This is a genomic window from Desulfobacter sp. UBA2225 (assembly GCF_002348205.1).
GTDB lineage: Bacteria > Desulfobacterota > Desulfobacteria > Desulfobacterales > Desulfobacteraceae > Desulfobacter > Desulfobacter postgatei.
The window spans coordinates 17,990-33,975 of sequence record NZ_DDYV01000269.1 but is presented as its reverse complement, the minus strand read 5'-3'; the positions used below and the strand labels follow the sequence as shown (position 1 = coordinate 33,975).

The 15,986-nt window shown below is 44.2% G+C and carries 31 protein-coding genes and 1 pseudogene; all 32 read left to right on the top strand.

What is annotated here, in order from left to right:
• Positions 1 to 151, top strand: a pseudogene (locus B3D59_RS13885) (30S ribosomal protein S12); the annotation flags it as partial.
• Positions 152 to 210: 59 nt separating this feature from the next.
• Positions 211 to 678: a 30S ribosomal protein S7 gene (gene rpsG / locus B3D59_RS13880; RefSeq protein ID WP_286820580.1), complete on the top strand. Its 468-nt coding sequence runs from the start codon at positions 211 to 213 to the stop codon at positions 676 to 678.
• A gap of 47 nt (positions 679 to 725) precedes the next feature.
• The gene (tuf, locus tag B3D59_RS13875) at positions 726 to 1,919 is read left to right on the top strand and encodes an elongation factor Tu (RefSeq protein WP_286820579.1); all 1,194 of its coding nucleotides are present in this window, start codon (positions 726 to 728) and stop codon (positions 1,917 to 1,919) included.
• Positions 1,920 to 1,942: 23 nt separating this feature from the next.
• Entirely contained in the window at positions 1,943 to 2,251 is a 309-nt protein-coding gene (gene rpsJ, locus B3D59_RS13870) for a 30S ribosomal protein S10 (protein ID WP_286820578.1), read from the top strand.
• 24 nt (positions 2,252 to 2,275) lie between these two features.
• The gene (rplC, locus tag B3D59_RS13865) at positions 2,276 to 2,908 is read left to right on the top strand and encodes a 50S ribosomal protein L3 (RefSeq protein ID WP_349676895.1); all 633 of its coding nucleotides are present in this window, start codon (positions 2,276 to 2,278) and stop codon (positions 2,906 to 2,908) included.
• 137 nt (positions 2,909 to 3,045) lie between these two features.
• Positions 3,046 to 3,666, top strand: coding sequence for a 50S ribosomal protein L4 (rplD, locus tag B3D59_RS13860; protein WP_286820577.1), 621 nt, complete (start codon positions 3,046 to 3,048; stop codon positions 3,664 to 3,666).
• 1 nt (position 3,667) lies between these two features.
• Positions 3,668 to 3,955 (top strand): 50S ribosomal protein L23, encoded by a 288-nt coding sequence (gene rplW, locus B3D59_RS13855; protein ID WP_004073810.1) that lies wholly within the window; start codon positions 3,668 to 3,670, stop codon positions 3,953 to 3,955.
• A gap of 12 nt (positions 3,956 to 3,967) precedes the next feature.
• Positions 3,968 to 4,801 carry a 50S ribosomal protein L2 gene (gene rplB / locus B3D59_RS13850; protein ID WP_286820576.1) on the top strand — a complete coding sequence of 278 codons (834 nt, stop codon included), beginning with the start codon at positions 3,968 to 3,970 and terminating at the stop codon, positions 4,799 to 4,801.
• 10 nt (positions 4,802 to 4,811) lie between these two features.
• A complete protein-coding gene (gene rpsS / locus B3D59_RS13845) occupies positions 4,812 to 5,087 on the top strand; it encodes a 30S ribosomal protein S19 (RefSeq protein ID WP_286820575.1) in 276 nt (91 codons plus the stop codon).
• A gap of 29 nt (positions 5,088 to 5,116) precedes the next feature.
• Positions 5,117 to 5,452 carry a 50S ribosomal protein L22 gene (gene rplV / locus B3D59_RS13840; protein WP_004073817.1) on the top strand — a complete coding sequence of 112 codons (336 nt, stop codon included), beginning with the start codon at positions 5,117 to 5,119 and terminating at the stop codon, positions 5,450 to 5,452.
• Between the two features lie 16 nt (positions 5,453 to 5,468).
• The gene (gene rpsC, locus B3D59_RS13835; protein ID WP_286820574.1) at positions 5,469 to 6,122 is read left to right on the top strand and encodes a 30S ribosomal protein S3; all 654 of its coding nucleotides are present in this window, start codon (positions 5,469 to 5,471) and stop codon (positions 6,120 to 6,122) included.
• Between the two features lie 23 nt (positions 6,123 to 6,145).
• Positions 6,146 to 6,556, top strand: coding sequence for a 50S ribosomal protein L16 (rplP, locus tag B3D59_RS13830; RefSeq protein WP_286820573.1), 411 nt, complete (start codon positions 6,146 to 6,148; stop codon positions 6,554 to 6,556).
• Positions 6,556 to 6,756, top strand: a complete 201-nt coding sequence (gene rpmC, locus B3D59_RS13825; RefSeq protein WP_004073820.1) for a 50S ribosomal protein L29 — start codon at positions 6,556 to 6,558, stop codon at positions 6,754 to 6,756. Before rplP ends, rpmC begins: the two co-directional genes overlap by 1 nt.
• Positions 6,757 to 6,771: 15 nt before the next feature.
• Positions 6,772 to 7,032 carry a 30S ribosomal protein S17 gene (gene rpsQ / locus B3D59_RS13820; RefSeq protein ID WP_286820571.1) on the top strand — a complete coding sequence of 87 codons (261 nt, stop codon included), beginning with the start codon at positions 6,772 to 6,774 and terminating at the stop codon, positions 7,030 to 7,032.
• An 18-nt stretch (positions 7,033 to 7,050) separates the two neighbouring features.
• The gene (gene rplN / locus B3D59_RS13815) at positions 7,051 to 7,419 is read left to right on the top strand and encodes a 50S ribosomal protein L14 (protein ID WP_004073822.1); all 369 of its coding nucleotides are present in this window, start codon (positions 7,051 to 7,053) and stop codon (positions 7,417 to 7,419) included.
• 34 nt (positions 7,420 to 7,453) lie between these two features.
• Positions 7,454 to 7,768, top strand: coding sequence for a 50S ribosomal protein L24 (rplX, locus tag B3D59_RS13810; protein WP_172635749.1), 315 nt, complete (start codon positions 7,454 to 7,456; stop codon positions 7,766 to 7,768).
• 22 nt (positions 7,769 to 7,790) lie between these two features.
• The gene (gene rplE, locus B3D59_RS13805; protein WP_286820560.1) at positions 7,791 to 8,330 is read left to right on the top strand and encodes a 50S ribosomal protein L5; all 540 of its coding nucleotides are present in this window, start codon (positions 7,791 to 7,793) and stop codon (positions 8,328 to 8,330) included.
• Positions 8,331 to 8,351: 21 nt separating this feature from the next.
• Positions 8,352 to 8,537, top strand: a complete 186-nt coding sequence (locus tag B3D59_RS13800; RefSeq protein WP_004073825.1) for a type Z 30S ribosomal protein S14 — start codon at positions 8,352 to 8,354, stop codon at positions 8,535 to 8,537.
• A gap of 57 nt (positions 8,538 to 8,594) precedes the next feature.
• Positions 8,595 to 8,993 (top strand): 30S ribosomal protein S8, encoded by a 399-nt coding sequence (gene rpsH, locus B3D59_RS13795; RefSeq protein WP_276999640.1) that lies wholly within the window; start codon positions 8,595 to 8,597, stop codon positions 8,991 to 8,993.
• A 15-nt stretch (positions 8,994 to 9,008) separates the two neighbouring features.
• On the top strand, positions 9,009 to 9,551 hold the full coding sequence (gene rplF / locus B3D59_RS13790) for a 50S ribosomal protein L6 (protein WP_286820553.1): 543 nt from the start codon (positions 9,009 to 9,011) through the stop codon (positions 9,549 to 9,551).
• Between the two features lie 19 nt (positions 9,552 to 9,570).
• Positions 9,571 to 9,939 carry a 50S ribosomal protein L18 gene (gene rplR / locus B3D59_RS13785; RefSeq protein WP_286820549.1) on the top strand — a complete coding sequence of 123 codons (369 nt, stop codon included), beginning with the start codon at positions 9,571 to 9,573 and terminating at the stop codon, positions 9,937 to 9,939.
• Between the two features lie 38 nt (positions 9,940 to 9,977).
• On the top strand, positions 9,978 to 10,457 hold the full coding sequence (gene rpsE / locus B3D59_RS13780) for a 30S ribosomal protein S5 (protein WP_172635750.1): 480 nt from the start codon (positions 9,978 to 9,980) through the stop codon (positions 10,455 to 10,457).
• An 11-nt stretch (positions 10,458 to 10,468) separates the two neighbouring features.
• Positions 10,469 to 10,651 (top strand): 50S ribosomal protein L30, encoded by a 183-nt coding sequence (gene rpmD / locus B3D59_RS13775; protein ID WP_004073831.1) that lies wholly within the window; start codon positions 10,469 to 10,471, stop codon positions 10,649 to 10,651.
• Between the two features lies 1 nt (position 10,652).
• The gene (gene rplO, locus B3D59_RS13770) at positions 10,653 to 11,090 is read left to right on the top strand and encodes a 50S ribosomal protein L15 (RefSeq protein ID WP_286820544.1); all 438 of its coding nucleotides are present in this window, start codon (positions 10,653 to 10,655) and stop codon (positions 11,088 to 11,090) included.
• Between the two features lie 26 nt (positions 11,091 to 11,116).
• Positions 11,117 to 12,436: a preprotein translocase subunit SecY gene (gene secY, locus B3D59_RS13765; protein ID WP_286820543.1), complete on the top strand. Its 1,320-nt coding sequence runs from the start codon at positions 11,117 to 11,119 to the stop codon at positions 12,434 to 12,436.
• 30 nt (positions 12,437 to 12,466) lie between these two features.
• Positions 12,467 to 12,685, top strand: a complete 219-nt coding sequence (gene infA, locus B3D59_RS13760; RefSeq protein ID WP_004073836.1) for a translation initiation factor IF-1 — start codon at positions 12,467 to 12,469, stop codon at positions 12,683 to 12,685.
• Positions 12,686 to 12,751: 66 nt separating this feature from the next.
• Complete coding sequence (rpmJ, locus tag B3D59_RS13755; RefSeq protein ID WP_004073839.1) at positions 12,752 to 12,865, top strand: 50S ribosomal protein L36; 114 nt, start codon at positions 12,752 to 12,754, stop codon at positions 12,863 to 12,865.
• Between the two features lie 14 nt (positions 12,866 to 12,879).
• Positions 12,880 to 13,248 (top strand): 30S ribosomal protein S13, encoded by a 369-nt coding sequence (rpsM, locus tag B3D59_RS13750; protein WP_286820536.1) that lies wholly within the window; start codon positions 12,880 to 12,882, stop codon positions 13,246 to 13,248.
• A gap of 25 nt (positions 13,249 to 13,273) precedes the next feature.
• Positions 13,274 to 13,669 carry a 30S ribosomal protein S11 gene (rpsK, locus tag B3D59_RS13745; protein ID WP_286820535.1) on the top strand — a complete coding sequence of 132 codons (396 nt, stop codon included), beginning with the start codon at positions 13,274 to 13,276 and terminating at the stop codon, positions 13,667 to 13,669.
• 233 nt (positions 13,670 to 13,902) lie between these two features.
• The gene (gene rpsD, locus B3D59_RS13740; protein ID WP_286820532.1) at positions 13,903 to 14,529 is read left to right on the top strand and encodes a 30S ribosomal protein S4; all 627 of its coding nucleotides are present in this window, start codon (positions 13,903 to 13,905) and stop codon (positions 14,527 to 14,529) included.
• A 47-nt stretch (positions 14,530 to 14,576) separates the two neighbouring features.
• Positions 14,577 to 15,599: a DNA-directed RNA polymerase subunit alpha gene (locus B3D59_RS13735; protein WP_286820528.1), complete on the top strand. Its 1,023-nt coding sequence runs from the start codon at positions 14,577 to 14,579 to the stop codon at positions 15,597 to 15,599.
• Positions 15,600 to 15,604: 5 nt separating this feature from the next.
• Positions 15,605 to 15,961, top strand: coding sequence for a 50S ribosomal protein L17 (gene rplQ, locus B3D59_RS13730; RefSeq protein WP_286820526.1), 357 nt, complete (start codon positions 15,605 to 15,607; stop codon positions 15,959 to 15,961).
• The last annotated feature ends 25 nt before the right edge of the window (positions 15,962 to 15,986 follow it).

The window sequence follows — 15,986 nt, the reverse complement described above, 5'->3', positions numbered from 1 at the left end:
CCAGGAACACTCTGTTGTTCTGGTCAGGGGCGGAAGGGTAAAAGACCTTCCAGGTGTGCGCTACCATATTGTCAGGGGTGCCCTTGATACGCTGGGTGTGGATGATCGTCGCCAAGGGCGTTCAAAATATGGTGCCAAACGTCCCAAGTAGTCATGATGGGTTTTTAAGCATTCATATTAATAAAATATAAATTTGGTGGACTTTTTAAGATGGCAGAAAAATTAGTGTTTAAGGAAGGTTTCATGCAGGATGCCACGCATGAAGAAAAGATAGCAGCCAAGTTTGTCAATTGTGTTATGAAAGACGGCAAAAAGAATGCTGCCCGAAAAGTTGTGGCTAATGCGTTGATGATTGCTGAGGATAAGATTGGCGAGCCTGCTCTGGCAGTGTTTAAAAAAGCGATTGATAATATCAGGCCTTCTGTTGAAGTGAAATCAAGAAGGATCGGCGGGGCTACCTATCAGGTGCCTACTGATATAAAACCCGGTCGCCAGACAGCTCTGGCTTTCAGGTGGCTTATCAATTTCAGCAGAAGCCGTTCTGAAAAAGGTTTTGCGAATAAGCTTGCTGCTGAGGTGATGGACGCTTATAACGAGCGTGGCGGGGCAATCAAGAAAAGAGAAGATACACATAGAATGGCTGAAGCCAACAAGGCCTTCGCGCATTTTAGGTGGTAGAAATTTAAAAATATCTTTGTAAACATTCCACAGGAGGAATAGAGAAGATGGCTAAGGAGAAATTTGAGCGGAACAAACCGCACGTAAACATCGGGACAATCGGGCATATCGATCATGGGAAAACCACTCTGACTGCGGCGATTACCAAACTTGCAGCCATGAAGGGTCATGGGAAATACGTTCCCTTTGATGAAATTGACAAGGCCCCGGAAGAAAGAGAGCGTGGTATCACCATCGCCACTGCCCATGTTGAATACGAGACCGCGAACCGCCATTACGCGCACGTGGATTGTCCGGGCCATGCTGACTATATTAAAAATATGATCACCGGCGCTGCTCAGATGGATGGTGCTATTCTTGTTGTGTCCGCCGATGACGGTCCCATGCCCCAGACCCGTGAGCACATCCTGCTTGCCCGTCAGGTCGGTGTGCCTACAGTCGTTGTTTTCCTGAATAAATGCGATATGGTCGATGATGAAGAGCTGATTGAGCTGGTTGAAATGGAACTTCGGGAACTTCTTGATACCTACGAATTCCCGGGAGATGAGACACCTATTATCCGCGGTTCTGCGCTTAGGGCTCTGGAATGTGAAGATGTGAACGCCGAAGAAGCCAAGCCCATTTTTGAACTTCTTGAGACTCTTGACTCCTATGTTCCCGAACCAGAAAGAGATATTGCTAAGCCATTTCTGATGCCCATCGAAGATGTTTTCTCCATTTCCGGTCGTGGTACGGTAGTCACCGGTCGTATTGAGCGTGGTGTGATCAAAACCGGCGAAGAAATTGAGATTGTAGGTATCAGAGACACTTCCAAGACGGTCTGCACGGGTGTTGAAATGTTCAGAAAGCTTCTGGATGAAGGGCAAGCTGGTGACAATGTCGGCTTGTTGCTGCGTGGTACAAAGCGTGATCAGGTTGAACGTGGTCAGGTTGTCTGCAAACCCGGTACCATTACTCCGCATACCAAGTTTAAAGCTGAAATGTATGCCCTGAGCAAAGAAGAGGGTGGTCGTCATACGCCGTTCTTTACCGGTTACAGACCTCAATTCTTCTTCAGGACCACTGACATTACGGGTGTTCTGACCTTGGACGAAGGCGTTGAAATGATTATGCCTGGTGATAATGCGAGCATTAATGTCGAATTGATCAACCCCATCGCGATGGAAAAGGAACTTCGTTTTGCTATTCGTGAGGGTGGCCGTACAGTTGGGGCCGGTGTTGTTGGTGAAATCGTAGAATAGTAGATTAAGAAAGAATAATAATAATGTTGAAGACTAAAATTAGAATTAGGCTCAAAGCTTACGATCATAAGCTGCTTGATCAGTCTTCAGTAGATATTGTTGATACGGCAAGGAAAACCGGTGCCAGAATTGTGGGGCCGGTTCCCTTACCTACCCGTATCAACAAGTTTACTGTGTTGCGTTCACCTCATGTGAATAAAAAATCTCGTGAGCAGTTTGAAATCAGAACGCACAAAAGAGTGATGGATATTCTTGAGCCGACACAGCAGACAGTGGACGCGTTAATGAAACTTGACCTGTCCCCCGGCGTGGATGTTGAAATTAAATTATAGTGCATTAACAGGGACATATTTGTTATGATGAGTGGATTGCTTGGGAAAAAAATCGGGATGACCAATGTGTTTGCCTCCGATGGGCAGCTCGTTCCTGTTACAGTGTTGCAGGTTGGACCCTGTGTCGTAACCCAAATTAAAACGGAAGATACTGACGGGTATACAGCCTTGCAGCTGGGGTTTGATGAAAAGCCGGTTGAGCGTTTAAACAAACCTGTTGCAGGACATTTGAAAAAAGCATCGGATAAGGGCTTTCGGGTCTTAAGAGAATTTAGAGAAGATTCAGTTGAAGAGATAGAAGCCGGTTCTACCATCGGTGTTGATATGTTTTCAATTGGAGATAAAGTAACTGTGACCGGTATTTCAAAGGGTCGTGGCTTTCAGGGGACCATCAAGCGTCATGGATTTTCCAGGGGGCCAGAAACGCACGGTAACCGGAATCATAGAAAACCGGGCTCAATCGGTAACTCTGCATGGCCCGCAAAGGTAATTAAGGGGAAAAAATTGCCTGGACACAAAGGCGTGGATAAAGTTACGGTTAAAAATTTAACAATTGTAGATATTAAGCGCGACGACAACCTTCTTCTTGTAAAAGGTGCTGTTCCGGGTTTTAAAACCGGTGTTGTCGAGGTGCGCAAAGCTGATGTAAAAAAATAAAACAGTTTTTGACGCCGTGTTTTAGAAGCTAAAAATGCGGCAGAACATCAGTCTAATTAAATAGACGAATAGCGGCTATGGGTATTGCAATTATCTCGCAGTGATGCATAGTCGATCAAAATTGAAGAGGAAGAATAATGGCTGCTGTAGATGTATTAAACAGTGCAGGTGCTAAAGTGTCTGAAGTGGAGCTGCCTGACGAAATTTTCAGCATACCCGTCAAAACAAGTGTTCTTCACGAAGTCGTTCGGTCTCAGCTCGTATCAAAACGGTTAGGGACTGCTGCGTCTAAGACCAGGGGTATGGTTTCGGGTTCTACGAGGAAATTGTTCAGACAGAAGGGAACCGGTAATGCCCGGGCCGGTAGCGTAAAATCTCCTTTGCGTAAAGGTGGTGGCGTTATCTTTGGTCCCAGCCCCAGATCCTATGAAATAAAAGTGCCTAAAAAAGTAAGAAAGCTTGCCCTTAAAATGGCTTTAAGTGCAAAATTTTCAGACAGTCAGCTTTTTGTTGTTGACGCGCTTGAACTCGAAGAAATCAAAACAAAGGCGTTGGCTAATGTGCTTTCCACATTGAAGCTCAATGATCTTCTCATTGTTTCGGACGCTGATGATGCAAAGCTTGCGTTGTCCTCCAGAAACATTCCGGATGTCAAGGTGATTAAAACGGAAGGTCTCAATGTTTATGACATTTTAAAGTTTAAAAATCTTTTGCTGGTTGAATCCAGTATTGAGAACATCAAGGGGAGGTTGAGCTAAGATGATTGAATATGACATCCTCCGAGGACCTGTGGTTACCGAGAAATCTACCCTCCAAAGAGAACAGTTCAACCAAGTGACCTTAAAAGTTGCCAAGGATGCCAACCGGGTTGAAATTAAAAATGCTGTTGAGAAAGCGTTCAATGCGCAGGTCAAGCAGGTTAGAACCTTACAGGTTAAGGGTAAAATAAAGCAGCGTGGCAGAATTATCGGCAAAAAAAAGGACTGGAAAAAAGCCGTTGTCACGCTGATGCCCGGACAACGAATTGATTTTTTTGAAGGTGTGTAAAGAGGTATTAATATGTCAACAATAGTTAAGACCAAGCCGACATCTCCGGGAAGACGCGCTCAAGAGTATCTTTCTTTTGAGGAAATTACAAAAGAAAGTCCTGAGCGAAGGCTGACTAAAAATATCAATAAACGGTCCGGCCGAAATTCCTATGGGAGAATCACCGCCAAACACAGAGGCGGCGGGGCGAAGAAAAAATATCGTATTATTGATTTTAAAAGGGACAAAGACGGAATTCCAGCCAAGGTTTCTTCAATAGAATATGATCCGAACAGATCTGCCAGAATAGCACTGTTGACCTACGCCGATGGTGAGAAAAGATATATATTGGCTCCCCTTGATATCAAAGTTGGTGATATTCTTGAAACGGGTCCCGATGCTGATATTAAACCAGGGAACTGTCTTCCCCTAGAGAATATCCCCACCGGTACCAGAATTCATAACATTGAGTTAAAACAGAACAAGGGTGGGCAGATTGTCAGAAGTGCCGGCGGGTATGCACGTCTGATGGCCAAAGAGGGTGCTTATGCCCAGATCCTGCTTCCTTCAGGTGAAGTTCGCATGATCCATATTAAATGCAAAGCCACTGTGGGACGTGTTGGGAATGAGAAACACGGCGATGTCAGCATCGGTAAAGCGGGGCGTAGCAGATGGATGGGGAAACGTCCTTCTGTTCGTGGTGTTGCAATGAACCCTGTGGATCATCCCATGGGCGGAGGTGAAGGCCGATCTTCAGGTGGTCGTCAGCCATGTTCTCCCTGGGGCTTTCCTGCAAAGGGTAAACGTACCCGCAATAATGCCAGAACAGATCAGTATATTGTTAAAAGAAGGGCTAAAAGGAAATAGGTGATAAATTATGCCAAGATCATTAAAAAAAGGACCCTATATCGCGCCTGAGCTTCTTAAAAAAGTTCTTGAAGCCCAGAAGTCCAGTAGCAATAAAGTTATAAAAACCTGGTCGCGTCGTTCCACTATTTTGCCTGAAATGGTAGGCAACACCCTTGCTGTTCATAACGGAAAAAAATTTATTCCAGTGTTTGTAACGGAAAATATGGTGGGGCATAAACTTGGTGAATTTTCACCCACAAGAACTTATTGGGGTCATGCCGCAGATAAAAAAGCTAAACGCTAATCTGCCGTGATTTAGAGGGATTTTAAGATATGGAAGTTAAAGCGACTACAAGATATACAAGAATCTCACCGTTGAAGCTTCGGCTGCCCATCAGCGAAATCAAGGGCAAAAATGCGGAACAGGCGCTGACTCTCTTGAAGTTCATGCCCTTAAAGGCCGCAGGGATTATGTACAAGACCCTGCAGTCTGCCATTGCCAATGCTGAACATAACAACGAGATGGATGTGGATAAACTGGTAGTGAAAAATGTGATTGTTGATCATGGACCATCCATGAAACGGTTCAGGCCGCGGGCAAGGGGAAGAGCAGCCCGTATTCTAAAAAGAACCAGTCATATAACAGTGGTTGTAGAAGAAACCATATAGACAAGGAGGAAAAGGCTTGGGCCAGAAAGTAAATCCTACCGGATTAAGATTAGGCATCATCAGAACCTGGGATTCCCGGTGGTATGCCGACAAAGAGTATGCAAGCTTTGTTGAAGAAGATTTCAAAGTAAGAAAATTTTTGAAACAGAAATTATACCACGCCGGTATTTCCAAAATTGAGATTGAGCGGTTTTCCAAACAGATCAGGCTCAGAGTCTTTGCAGCCAGGCCCGGTATCATTATCGGCAAAAAAGGTGCAGAGATTGCACTGCTGAAAAATGAACTTGAAAAAATGCTTAATCCTGAAGTTCTGATCGATATTAAAGAGGTCAGAAGACCTGAAATTGATGCACAGCTGGTGGCAGAAAATATTGCAAGCCAACTTGAAAAACGCATCGCCTTCAGAAGAGCAATGAAAAGAAGCGTTTCCTCTGCCATGAGATTTGGAGCAAAGGGTATTAAAATCATCTGCTCCGGTCGGCTGGGTGGTGCTGAAATGGCCAGAACCGAATGGTACAAGGAAGGCAGAATCCCCTTGCACACGCTTAGAGCAGATATAGATTACGGATTCATTGAAGCCAAGACCACCTATGGACTCATCGGTATTAAGGTGTTCATATTTAAGGGTGAAGTTTTAAGCCCGGGTGAACAGACTCTGGCAACTAATTAGAGGCAATAAGGAGAAATTAGCAAATGCTGAGTCCCAAAAATGTCAAATTCCGCAAACAATTCCGCGGTAGAACAAAAGGATCGCCCACGCGGGGCAACACATTGAGTTTTGGAGATTTTGGGCTCCAGGCTGTGGAATGCGGGTATATTAATGCAAGACAGATTGAGGCAGCCAGGGTCGCGATGACCAGAAAAGCAAAAAGACAGGGTAAAAGCTGGATTCGTTTCTTTCCTGATCATCCCATTACCAAGAAACCGGCTGAAGTCAGAATGGGTAAGGGTAAAGGCGCAACAGATGCCTGGGTGGCAAGAGTAAAACCAGGCAAGATTCTCTATGAAATGGAAGGCGTTGACAGAGAATTGGCCAAAGAAGCCTTAAGGCTGGCTGCCAGAAAACTTTCCGTCAAAACCCGTTTTGTGGAAAGGAGAAAATAATGTTAAAGGCCAGTGAAATCAGAGATATGGATGCAGGCCAGATTAAAGATAAGATCTTTGAGCTCAAAAAGGAACTGTTTAACCTTCGTTTCCAGAATAATGTTGGTCAGCTCCCGAATACAGCCAATCTGTCCAGTGTAAGAAAAAACATCGCCAGACTTTACACGATTTCCAAAGAAATGAATATCAAAATTAGCTAATTAACGAGTATCGATATGGAAACTATTAAAAAAAATAAAAAAGAGCTGATTGGTCTGATCGTGTCCGACAAAATGGATAAGTCCGTGGTGGTCAGGGTTGAAAGATTTGTACAGCATAAGATGTATAAAAAATTCATCAAACGCTACAAAAAATATCAAGCCCATGATGAGAAAAATGAATGCAGGATTGGTGACGAAGTCAAAATTATCGAAACCAGGCCGCTAAGTAAACACAAACGGTTTCGGATTACTGAAATTGTTAAAAAAGCGGTATAGTGTCTAAGGAGTTGAATAATGATTCAAAGTGAAAGCAGACTGACAGTCGCTGACAATTCAGGCGCCAAGGAACTATACTGCATTAAAGTACTTGGCGGTTCTAAAAGAAGATACGCCACCATCGGAGATGTTATTATTGTTTCCGTTAAAGAGGCTATTCCCAATTCAAAAGTCAGTAAGGGAGATGTAGTCCGGGCCGTTATTGTCAGAACGACAAAAGAGATCTCCCGCCCCGACGGATCATCCATCCGTTTTGATGATAATTCCGCTGTTGTGATTAACAAAAATAACGAACCGGTGGGAACCCGTATTTTCGGGCCCGTGGCCAGGGAACTTCGCGCGAAGCGTTTTATGAAGATCATTTCCCTTGCTCCGGACGTACTTTGATCCAAGGCCAGGGAGACAGAATTAAGTCATGAGAATAAGAATAAAAAAAGACGATAAAGTCAAGGTATTGACCGGCAAGGACAAGGGGAAAATCGGCAAGGTGCTCAAGGTTGTCAAAAAGACGAACCGCATCGTTGTTGAAAATATCAACATGGTCAAAGTTCATCAGAGACCTTCCCAGGCAAATCCCCAGGGGGGCATTGTTGAAAAATCCATGCCCATGGATGTGTCCAATCTTATGCTGATGTGTAATTCCTGTGTAACACCAACCCGCATCGGAATCAAACAGCTTGAAGATGGAAAGCGGGTAAGAGTCTGTAAAAAATGCAATCAGCAAATAGACTCATAACACCTACAGCCGGAGAAAATAAATGACTACGCTTAAGGAAAAGTATACCAACGAAGTGGTTGCTGCACTGACTGAAGAGTTTAAATACACCAATCAGTGCCAGGTGCCCAAGTTGGAAAAAGTTGTACTGAATATGGGGCTTGGTGAGGCGGTTAGAAATCCGAAAATTGTTGAAACAGCAGCCCAGGAACTTGCATTGATTGCAGGGCAGAAAGCAGTAATTACCCGCGCAAAAAAACCCATCGCAAATTTTAAATTACGTGCCGATCTTCCCATTGGTTGCAAAGTGACCCTGAGACGGGAAAAAATGTATGACTTTCTTGACAGACTGATCAACATTGCTCTTCCCCGTGTAAGGGATTTTAAAGGGATTTCAGGAAAGGCATTTGATGGCCGCGGCAATTACAGCTTAGGTATCACAGAGCATATCATTTTTCCTGAAATTGATTATGATAAAACCGACGCCATCAAGGGCCTCAATGTAACGGTTGTCACCACAGCTAAAACCGATGAAGAAGGAAAAGCGTTTCTGAAATTGATTGGAATGCCCTTTAAAAACTAAGGACCTAAGGAGGAAGATCGTTTGGCTAAAAAAGCTTTAATCGCAAAGGCACAAAGAGAACCCAAATTTGGTGTACGGGCTTACAACAGGTGCCCCTTATGCGGTAGACCACGTGCATTTATTAGAAAAGCTGGTATCTGCAGAATCTGTTTTAGAACGCTTGCCTCACAGGGTAAACTGCCGGGCGTAACCAAGTCTTCTTGGTAGTGTTATCTCAGATTCTAACGATTATTTAAATATCAGCTTATTTAAGGAGATTTTCAAATGGCAAATAGTGATCCCATTGCAGACATGCTGACCATAATCAGAAATGGTGGTAAAGCGGGTCTGTCCAAGGTGGATATCCCCGGATCAAAAATTAAACTTGAAATGGTGCGGGTGCTGAAGGAACAAGGGTATATCAAAGATTACAAATTTCTAGAAAATGAGACCCAGGGTGTTATCCGGGTGGTCCTGAAATATGTTTCAGAAGGCGAACCCACTATTTTTGGTATACAGCGCGTCAGCAAGGTCTCTTGTAGGGTGTACGCCAAATCAAAAAATATCAAGCCGGTATTAAATGGCTTAGGTATTTCCATCATTTCGACTTCTAAGGGGTTGATGACCGACAAGCAGGCAAAAGAAGCAAAGGTCGGCGGTGAAATTCTTTGTAACGTATGGTAAGACAGGAGCTATAATATGTCCAGAATAGGAAAAAAGCCGGTTCAGCTTCCAGATAAGGTTCAAATCACTCTTGATGGCGATATCATCAATGTCAAAGGGCCTAAAGGCAGCCTTGCCCGCAAGCTGCATCCGGCAGTTAATGTTGAAATTGATAATCAGGTGTTGAATGTGAGCACCGATACATCCGATAAAAAGAAAGTGGCGCTGCAGGGGCTTTACAGGTCTCTTATATATAATATGGTGTATGGCGTCACAGAAGGTTATGAGAAAAAACTGGTACTTTCCGGCATTGGTTACCGGGCTGAAACCAAAGGAAAAAGTCTGGTACTGTCTGTGGGGTATTCAAACCCTGTGGATTTTGCCCTTCCTGATGGTGTAACTGCAGCGGTTGATAAAAACGTCGAAGTTACCCTTGCCTGTATAGATAAAGAGCTTTTGGGCCAGGCTGCAGCAAACATCAGAGCTATTAGACCTCCCGAGCCTTATAAAGGCAAAGGCATTATGTATGCTGATGAAAGAATTATCAGAAAAGCAGGTAAGACTGCTGGTAAAGATTAAAAGGTGGGGAATATAGATTATGGCAAATACATCACCAAGACTAGTCGCACGGCTTAAAAGAAAAAAACGGATTAGAAAAAATATGTTTGGTAACCAGGAACGTCCTCGACTTAGCGTTTTCAGAACAGCCAAGCATATTTACGCCCAGATTATAGACGACACAAAAGGTATTACGCTGGTAGCAGCGTCAACCCTTGACAAAGAATACAAAGACACGCCTGTGGATGGAAAAAAGCAGGATGTTGCAAAGTCTGTGGGCAACCTTATCGGCAAAAGGGCAATGGATAAAGGAATTAAAAAGGTTGTTTTTGACCGGAATGGATTCCTTTTTCACGGACGCGTAAAAGCACTTTCAGACGGGGCCCGGGAAGCCGGTCTTGAATTCTAATTAAGGAGGAACACCCCTTGGCAAGACAACAACAGCAGATGGAAGATACAGGTCTGATAGATAAGGTCGTCAGAATTAACCGTGTTGCGAAGGTCGTTAAAGGTGGGCGGAACTTTACCTTTACTGCCCTGGTTGTGGTAGGTGATGGTGAAGGCAGTGTGGGATACGGGCTTGGAAAAGCCCAGGAAGTTCCTGAAGCCATTAAAAAGGGAATGGAAAAAGCCAAACGGAATATGAAAAAGGTCGCTATCTTGAACGGCACGGTTCCCTTTGAAGTTTTGGGCCACGCCGGATCCGGTCGGGTCCTGCTTAAACCGGCTTCTCCGGGGACTGGCCTGATTGCAGGTGGTGGTATCCGTGCGGTCCTTGAAGCAGCTGGCGTAACTGATATTTTGACCAAATGTATTGGTTCCCACAACACCCAGAATATTGTAAGAGCCACCATGGCCGGCCTCCAGTCCTTGTGTACCAAGGAGGAAGTTGCCAAAAGACGCGGGCTTAAACCTGAAGAAATATAAAGAGGCGGACAATGGCTGATAAAATTAAAATTACGCAGATAAGAAGCACTATCGGCCGTCCTGCAAAGCATGGACGGATTATACGCTCTCTGGGCATTAAACGGATGCACCACACTGTGGAGCACAATAATACCCCTGTGATCATGGGTCAGGTGAAAAAGGTTTCACACCTGGTGAAAGTAGAGGAGGTTTAGGATGCAATTACATGATCTGGCCCCTGCTCCCGGCAGCAGAAAAAATAGAAAAAGAATCGGGCGTGGTCCCGGATCCGGTATGGGTAAGACCTCTACCAAAGGGCATAAAGGCCTTAAGGCACGTTCCGGTGGATCTGTCCGTCCAGGTTTTGAAGGTGGGCAGATGCCTATTTACAGGCGCCTGCCCAAACGCGGGTTTAAAAACTATATGTTTAAAACCCACAATGCAGTTCTCAATGTCAAAGACCTTGACAGATTTGATGATGGGGCCGAGATCACCGAGGCCGTTCTCAGAGAAGTTGGTCTTGTCAAAGGTGCTGTGGACGGTGTGAAACTTCTTGGAAATGGTGAGGTAACCAAGAAGTTTGTCTTGAAAAACATTTTGGTTTCCCAGAGCGCCAAAGAAAAAATTGAAACTGCCGGTGGCAGGATAGAATAAGCGTAAAGGTATAAGGAAGAGTCTCAATGATTCAGAACAGCTACCAGAATATGCTCAAATTGCCGGAGCTCAAACGCAAGATATTGATAACGCTTGTCTTGCTTTTTGTTTACAGGGTTGGTGTGCATGTCCCTACGCCCGGTATTGACGGGGCAGCACTGGAATCTTTTTTCGCATCGGCGTCCGGCACTTTATTCTCCATGTTCAATATGTTCTCCGGTGGAGCGCTGGAGCGGCTTTCTATTTTTGCCCTGGGTATTATGCCTTATATTAGTGCTTCCATTATTCTGGAACTGATGACCGTGGTCATTCCTTATCTTGAACAGCTCAAAAAAGAAGGAGATGCCGGGCGTAAAAAGAAAACCCAGTTAACCCGTTATGGTACGGTTGTTCTAAGCGCCATACAAGGTTTTGGTATTGCTGTTGGCCTTGAATCTATGACATCGCCTGCCGGTGTTCCCATTGTACCCTATCCAGGGTGGGGATTCAGACTGATGACCATTATCACCTTGACGGCGGGAACTGCATTTATCATGTGGCTTGGCGAACAGATTACCGAAAGGGGAATCGGCAATGGTATTTCTTTGATCATTTTTGCCGGTATTGTCGCCAATATGCCGTCAGCAGGTATTCAGATGGGCAGGTTATTGAGCACCGGGGAGATGGGGTTGTTTTCAACCATCATACTGATTGTATTGATGGTTGCTGTGATTGGTGCCATTATTTTTATGGAATTGGCCCAGCGCAGAATTCCCGTTCATTATGCCAAACGTGTGGTCGGCAGAAAGATGTATGGCGGCCAGACCTCGCATCTTCCCCTTAAAATCAATACATCAGGGGTTATTCCGCCTATTTTTGCATCTTCCATCATCATGTTTCCCACCACACTGGCCCAGTTTATCAACCTGCCAGTTATGCAGACAGTGGCCGGCATGTTCAGTCCGGGAACCATTTGGTATTACCTGTTATATATTGGTTTTATCGTCTTTTTCTGCTTTTTTTATACTGCAGTTCAGTTCAACCCTGATGATGTGGCCGAAAATATGAAAAAGAACGGCGGGTACATCCCAGGCATTCGACCGGGAAAACGGACATCTGAGTATATTGACAGAGTGCTTACAAGAATTACTGTGGGCGGTGCAGCTTATGTCTCAGTGGTTTGTGTGCTACCTACTGTATTGATGGATAAGTTTAACGTACCTTTTTATTTCGGCGGGACAGCGCTGTTGATTGTTGTCGGTGTCGCGATTGATACCATTTCCCAGATTGAGTCCCATTTGATTACCAGTAATTATGATGGTTTCCTAGGGCGCTCTGGAAGTAAACGAATCAAAAGCCGGTCCTGATATGTCACCATAAAGGAGAAGAATTTAGTTATGGCAAAAGAAGAGCCCATCAAAGTGGATGGTAAAGTCCTTGAAACGCTTCCCAATGCCATGTTCAAGGTTGAGCTGGAAAACAAGCATGTTCTGCTGGCACATATTTCTGGGAAAATGAGAATGCATTTTATAAAGATACTGCCTGGCGACAGGGTGACTGTGGAAATCTCACCATATGACCTGAGCCGCGGCAGAATCACCTACCGGTATAAATAAATCCGGGGGGGGGCTAATTAAGAATAATTAAGTACACATTGAAATAATGAGATGAGGAGCAGTTAGATGAAAGTCAGAGCATCAGTAAAAAAAATCTGTAGAGACTGCAAAGTCATTAAAAGGCGCGGTGTCATCAGAGTCATTTGTGTCAACAAGCGCCATAAACAGCGTCAGGGATAGGAGGATAGAAAAATTTGGCACGTATAGCTGGAGTTGACTTACCAAGAGATAAGCATGCGTGGATCGCTTTAACCTATATCTATGGTATAGGGCGTAGCAGGTCTATGCATATATTTGAAAAAACGGGCATTGAGCCCACAATCAAGGCCAACGATCTGACCGAAGAACAGGTAAATGAAATCAGAAAGGTCATTGATGCCGAGTTCAAGGTTGAAGGTGAACTGCGTTCTGACGTATCCATGAATATTAAACGGTTGATGGATCTCGGATGTTATAGGGGATTGCGTCATCGTAAAGGCCTACCTTGCCGCGGACAACGGACCAGTACCAACGCCAGAACCAGAAAAGGTCCCAAACGTGCGGCAGTCAAGAAGAAGAAGTAGGACATAATAAAAAGGGATAACAATTATGGCGAAAAAGTCTAAAAAGGTCGTTGCCAAAAAGCGGGTTAGAAAAAATATATCAACCGGCATAGTGCATATTCAGTCTACCTTTAACAACACCATTGTCACCATTGCAGATGAAAATGGTAACACCATTTCCTGGTCATCCGCCGGAATGCAGGGGTTCAAAGGATCCAGAAAATCTACGCCGTTTGCGGCTAAACTGGTTGCTGAAGATGCAGGGGCAAAAGCAATGGAACATGGTATGAAAAACGTCGGGGTATATGTTAAGGGCCCTGGCCCCGGAAGAGAATCCGCACTTCGGGCACTTCATGCTCTTGGGTTTAACATTTCCATGATCAAGGATGTTACCCCGGTACCGCATAATGGGTGCCGCCCACCTAAAAGAAGACGTGTGTAATTGTTTGAACGAATACTCACCCATCTGCGGCGTTGCATAAAAATTTGCCAACTTATAAGATCGGGCCTCACAACCTTTCTGGTTGCTTGGTTTTAAATTTTCATGCGTCGTGCATCTGGGCAAGTCTTTGTCCAAACTATGAACGAGATACATTTCATTTCGAACATATCAATTGAATATTTCGAAAAAAATTTAAACGTGTAAACTTTATCTAAAGTGATAAAGGAGGAAACTTGGCAAGATATAGAGGTTCTGTCTGCAGGCAGTGCAGACGTGAAAACATCAAGCTTTTTTTAAAAGGGGATCGTTGTTTTTCTGATAAATGTAGTTTTGACAGAAGAGGATTCCCCCCTGGTCAACACGGTCAGAAAAGATCCAAACACTCAGATTACGGCATGCAGCTTCGGGAAAAGCAGAAAGTTAAACGCATCTATGGTGTATCTGAGAAGCAGTTTAGAAACACATTCAAGCGGGCAGACCGTCAAAAAGGTATCACCGGTATTAATTTGTTGACATTACTTGAGACTCGGTTAGATAATACCGTATTTAGACTTGGATTCGTAAATTCCAGAAATCAGGGGCGACATTTTGTTCGTCACAATCACTTCACCGTAAACGGAAAAAAGGTTAATATCCCATCCTATAAGGTAAAAAAAGGGGATGTTATCGAATTGTGTGAAAAAAGTAGAACTATCCAGGCCATCATTGATTCCCTTGACGCCATTGTAAGGCGTGGTATTCCCCAGTGGCTTGAAATTAACAAAGATAGTTTTAAAGGTGAAATAAAAGGTCTTCCTGGAAGGGAAGATATTTCACTGCCGATCCAAGAACAGTTGATCGTCGAGCTTTATTCAAAATAGGTTTATCATATCCATGATCTACCAAATTATCTATTCAGGAGATTTAAATGTCATCTGAAAATCTTGCATATGTTAACTGGCGAGAGATGATCAAGCCGGAAAAGCTTGATGTTACCACAACTTCCACTTATGGCAAGTTTGTGTGTGAACCCCTTGAGAGGGGATACGGCATCACCATTGGTAACTCGCTTCGGCGAATAATTTTATCATCCATATATGGTGCCGCCATAGTCTCCGTGAAATTCGATGATGCACTTCACGAATACAGCGTTATTTCAGATATTAGAGAGGATGTTTCCGAGATCATTCTCAATCTGAAAGAATTAAAGCTCAAAGTTGACGATCCAGAGGAAAAAATATTAACCCTTAATGTCACTGGCGAGGCGGAGGTTACAGGTGCAGATATCGTCAGTCCGGACGGTCGGGTGAAGATTCTTAACCCGGAACAGCATATTGCTACGGTAAATAAAAATGGAAAACTCAATATTGTCATGGTTGTGAAAACAGGTAAGGGCTATGCCCTGTCCTCTGCGAATAAGGACGACGATGCCCCTATCGGTACCATCCCCATTGATTCTGCATTTTCCCCCATTAAGCGAGTAAAATATGTGGTGGGCACATCACGTATCGGCCAGAAAACCGACTATGACAAACTGACCTTTGAAGTCTGGACAGACGGTAGTGTTACGCCTGATGATGCCGTTGCCTACGGCGCAAAAATCCTTAAGGAACAGATGAATCCATTTATCAATTTTGATGAAGAACTTGAACCTGATGAATCGGAATATAAAACCGATGACGGTGAAAAGGGATTTAATGAGAATATTTATCGTTCCGTGGATGAGCTAGAGCTCTCCGTTCGCAGTTCAAACTGTCTGAAAAATGCGAGAATCCATACCATTTACCAGCTGGTCCAGAAAACCGACAGCGAAATGCTCAAGACAAAAAATTTCGGCCGAAAATCACTCAATGAAATCAAAGAAGTGCTCAATTCAATGGAGCTGTCTTTGGGGATGGACCTTGAAGGGATCGAACCGCCGGAAGATGTGAATATTCAGGAAGGAGAATAAATACCATGAAGCATAGAAAATCCGTATTAAAGCTGAACAGAACCTCCGCCCATAGAAAGGCGATGTTTAGGAACATGGTAACTTCTCTGTTCAAACACAGCAGCATCAAGACCACTGAGGCCAAAGCCAAAGGACTTCGTAAAATTGCCGATAAAATGATTACCCTAGCCAAACGTGGGGATCTTCATGCCAGGCGTCAGGCGATGGCGGTAATCCGTGAAAAAGATGTTGTGCATGCCCTTTTTGAAGAGGTAGCAGAGAAGTTTAACTCAAGGCAGGGTGGATACACTAGAATTACCAAATTAGGACCAAGAAAAGGGGATGTTGCACCCATGGTTCATATTGAGTTGATCACCGATTAATCATATCAATCATATCTCGGGATGG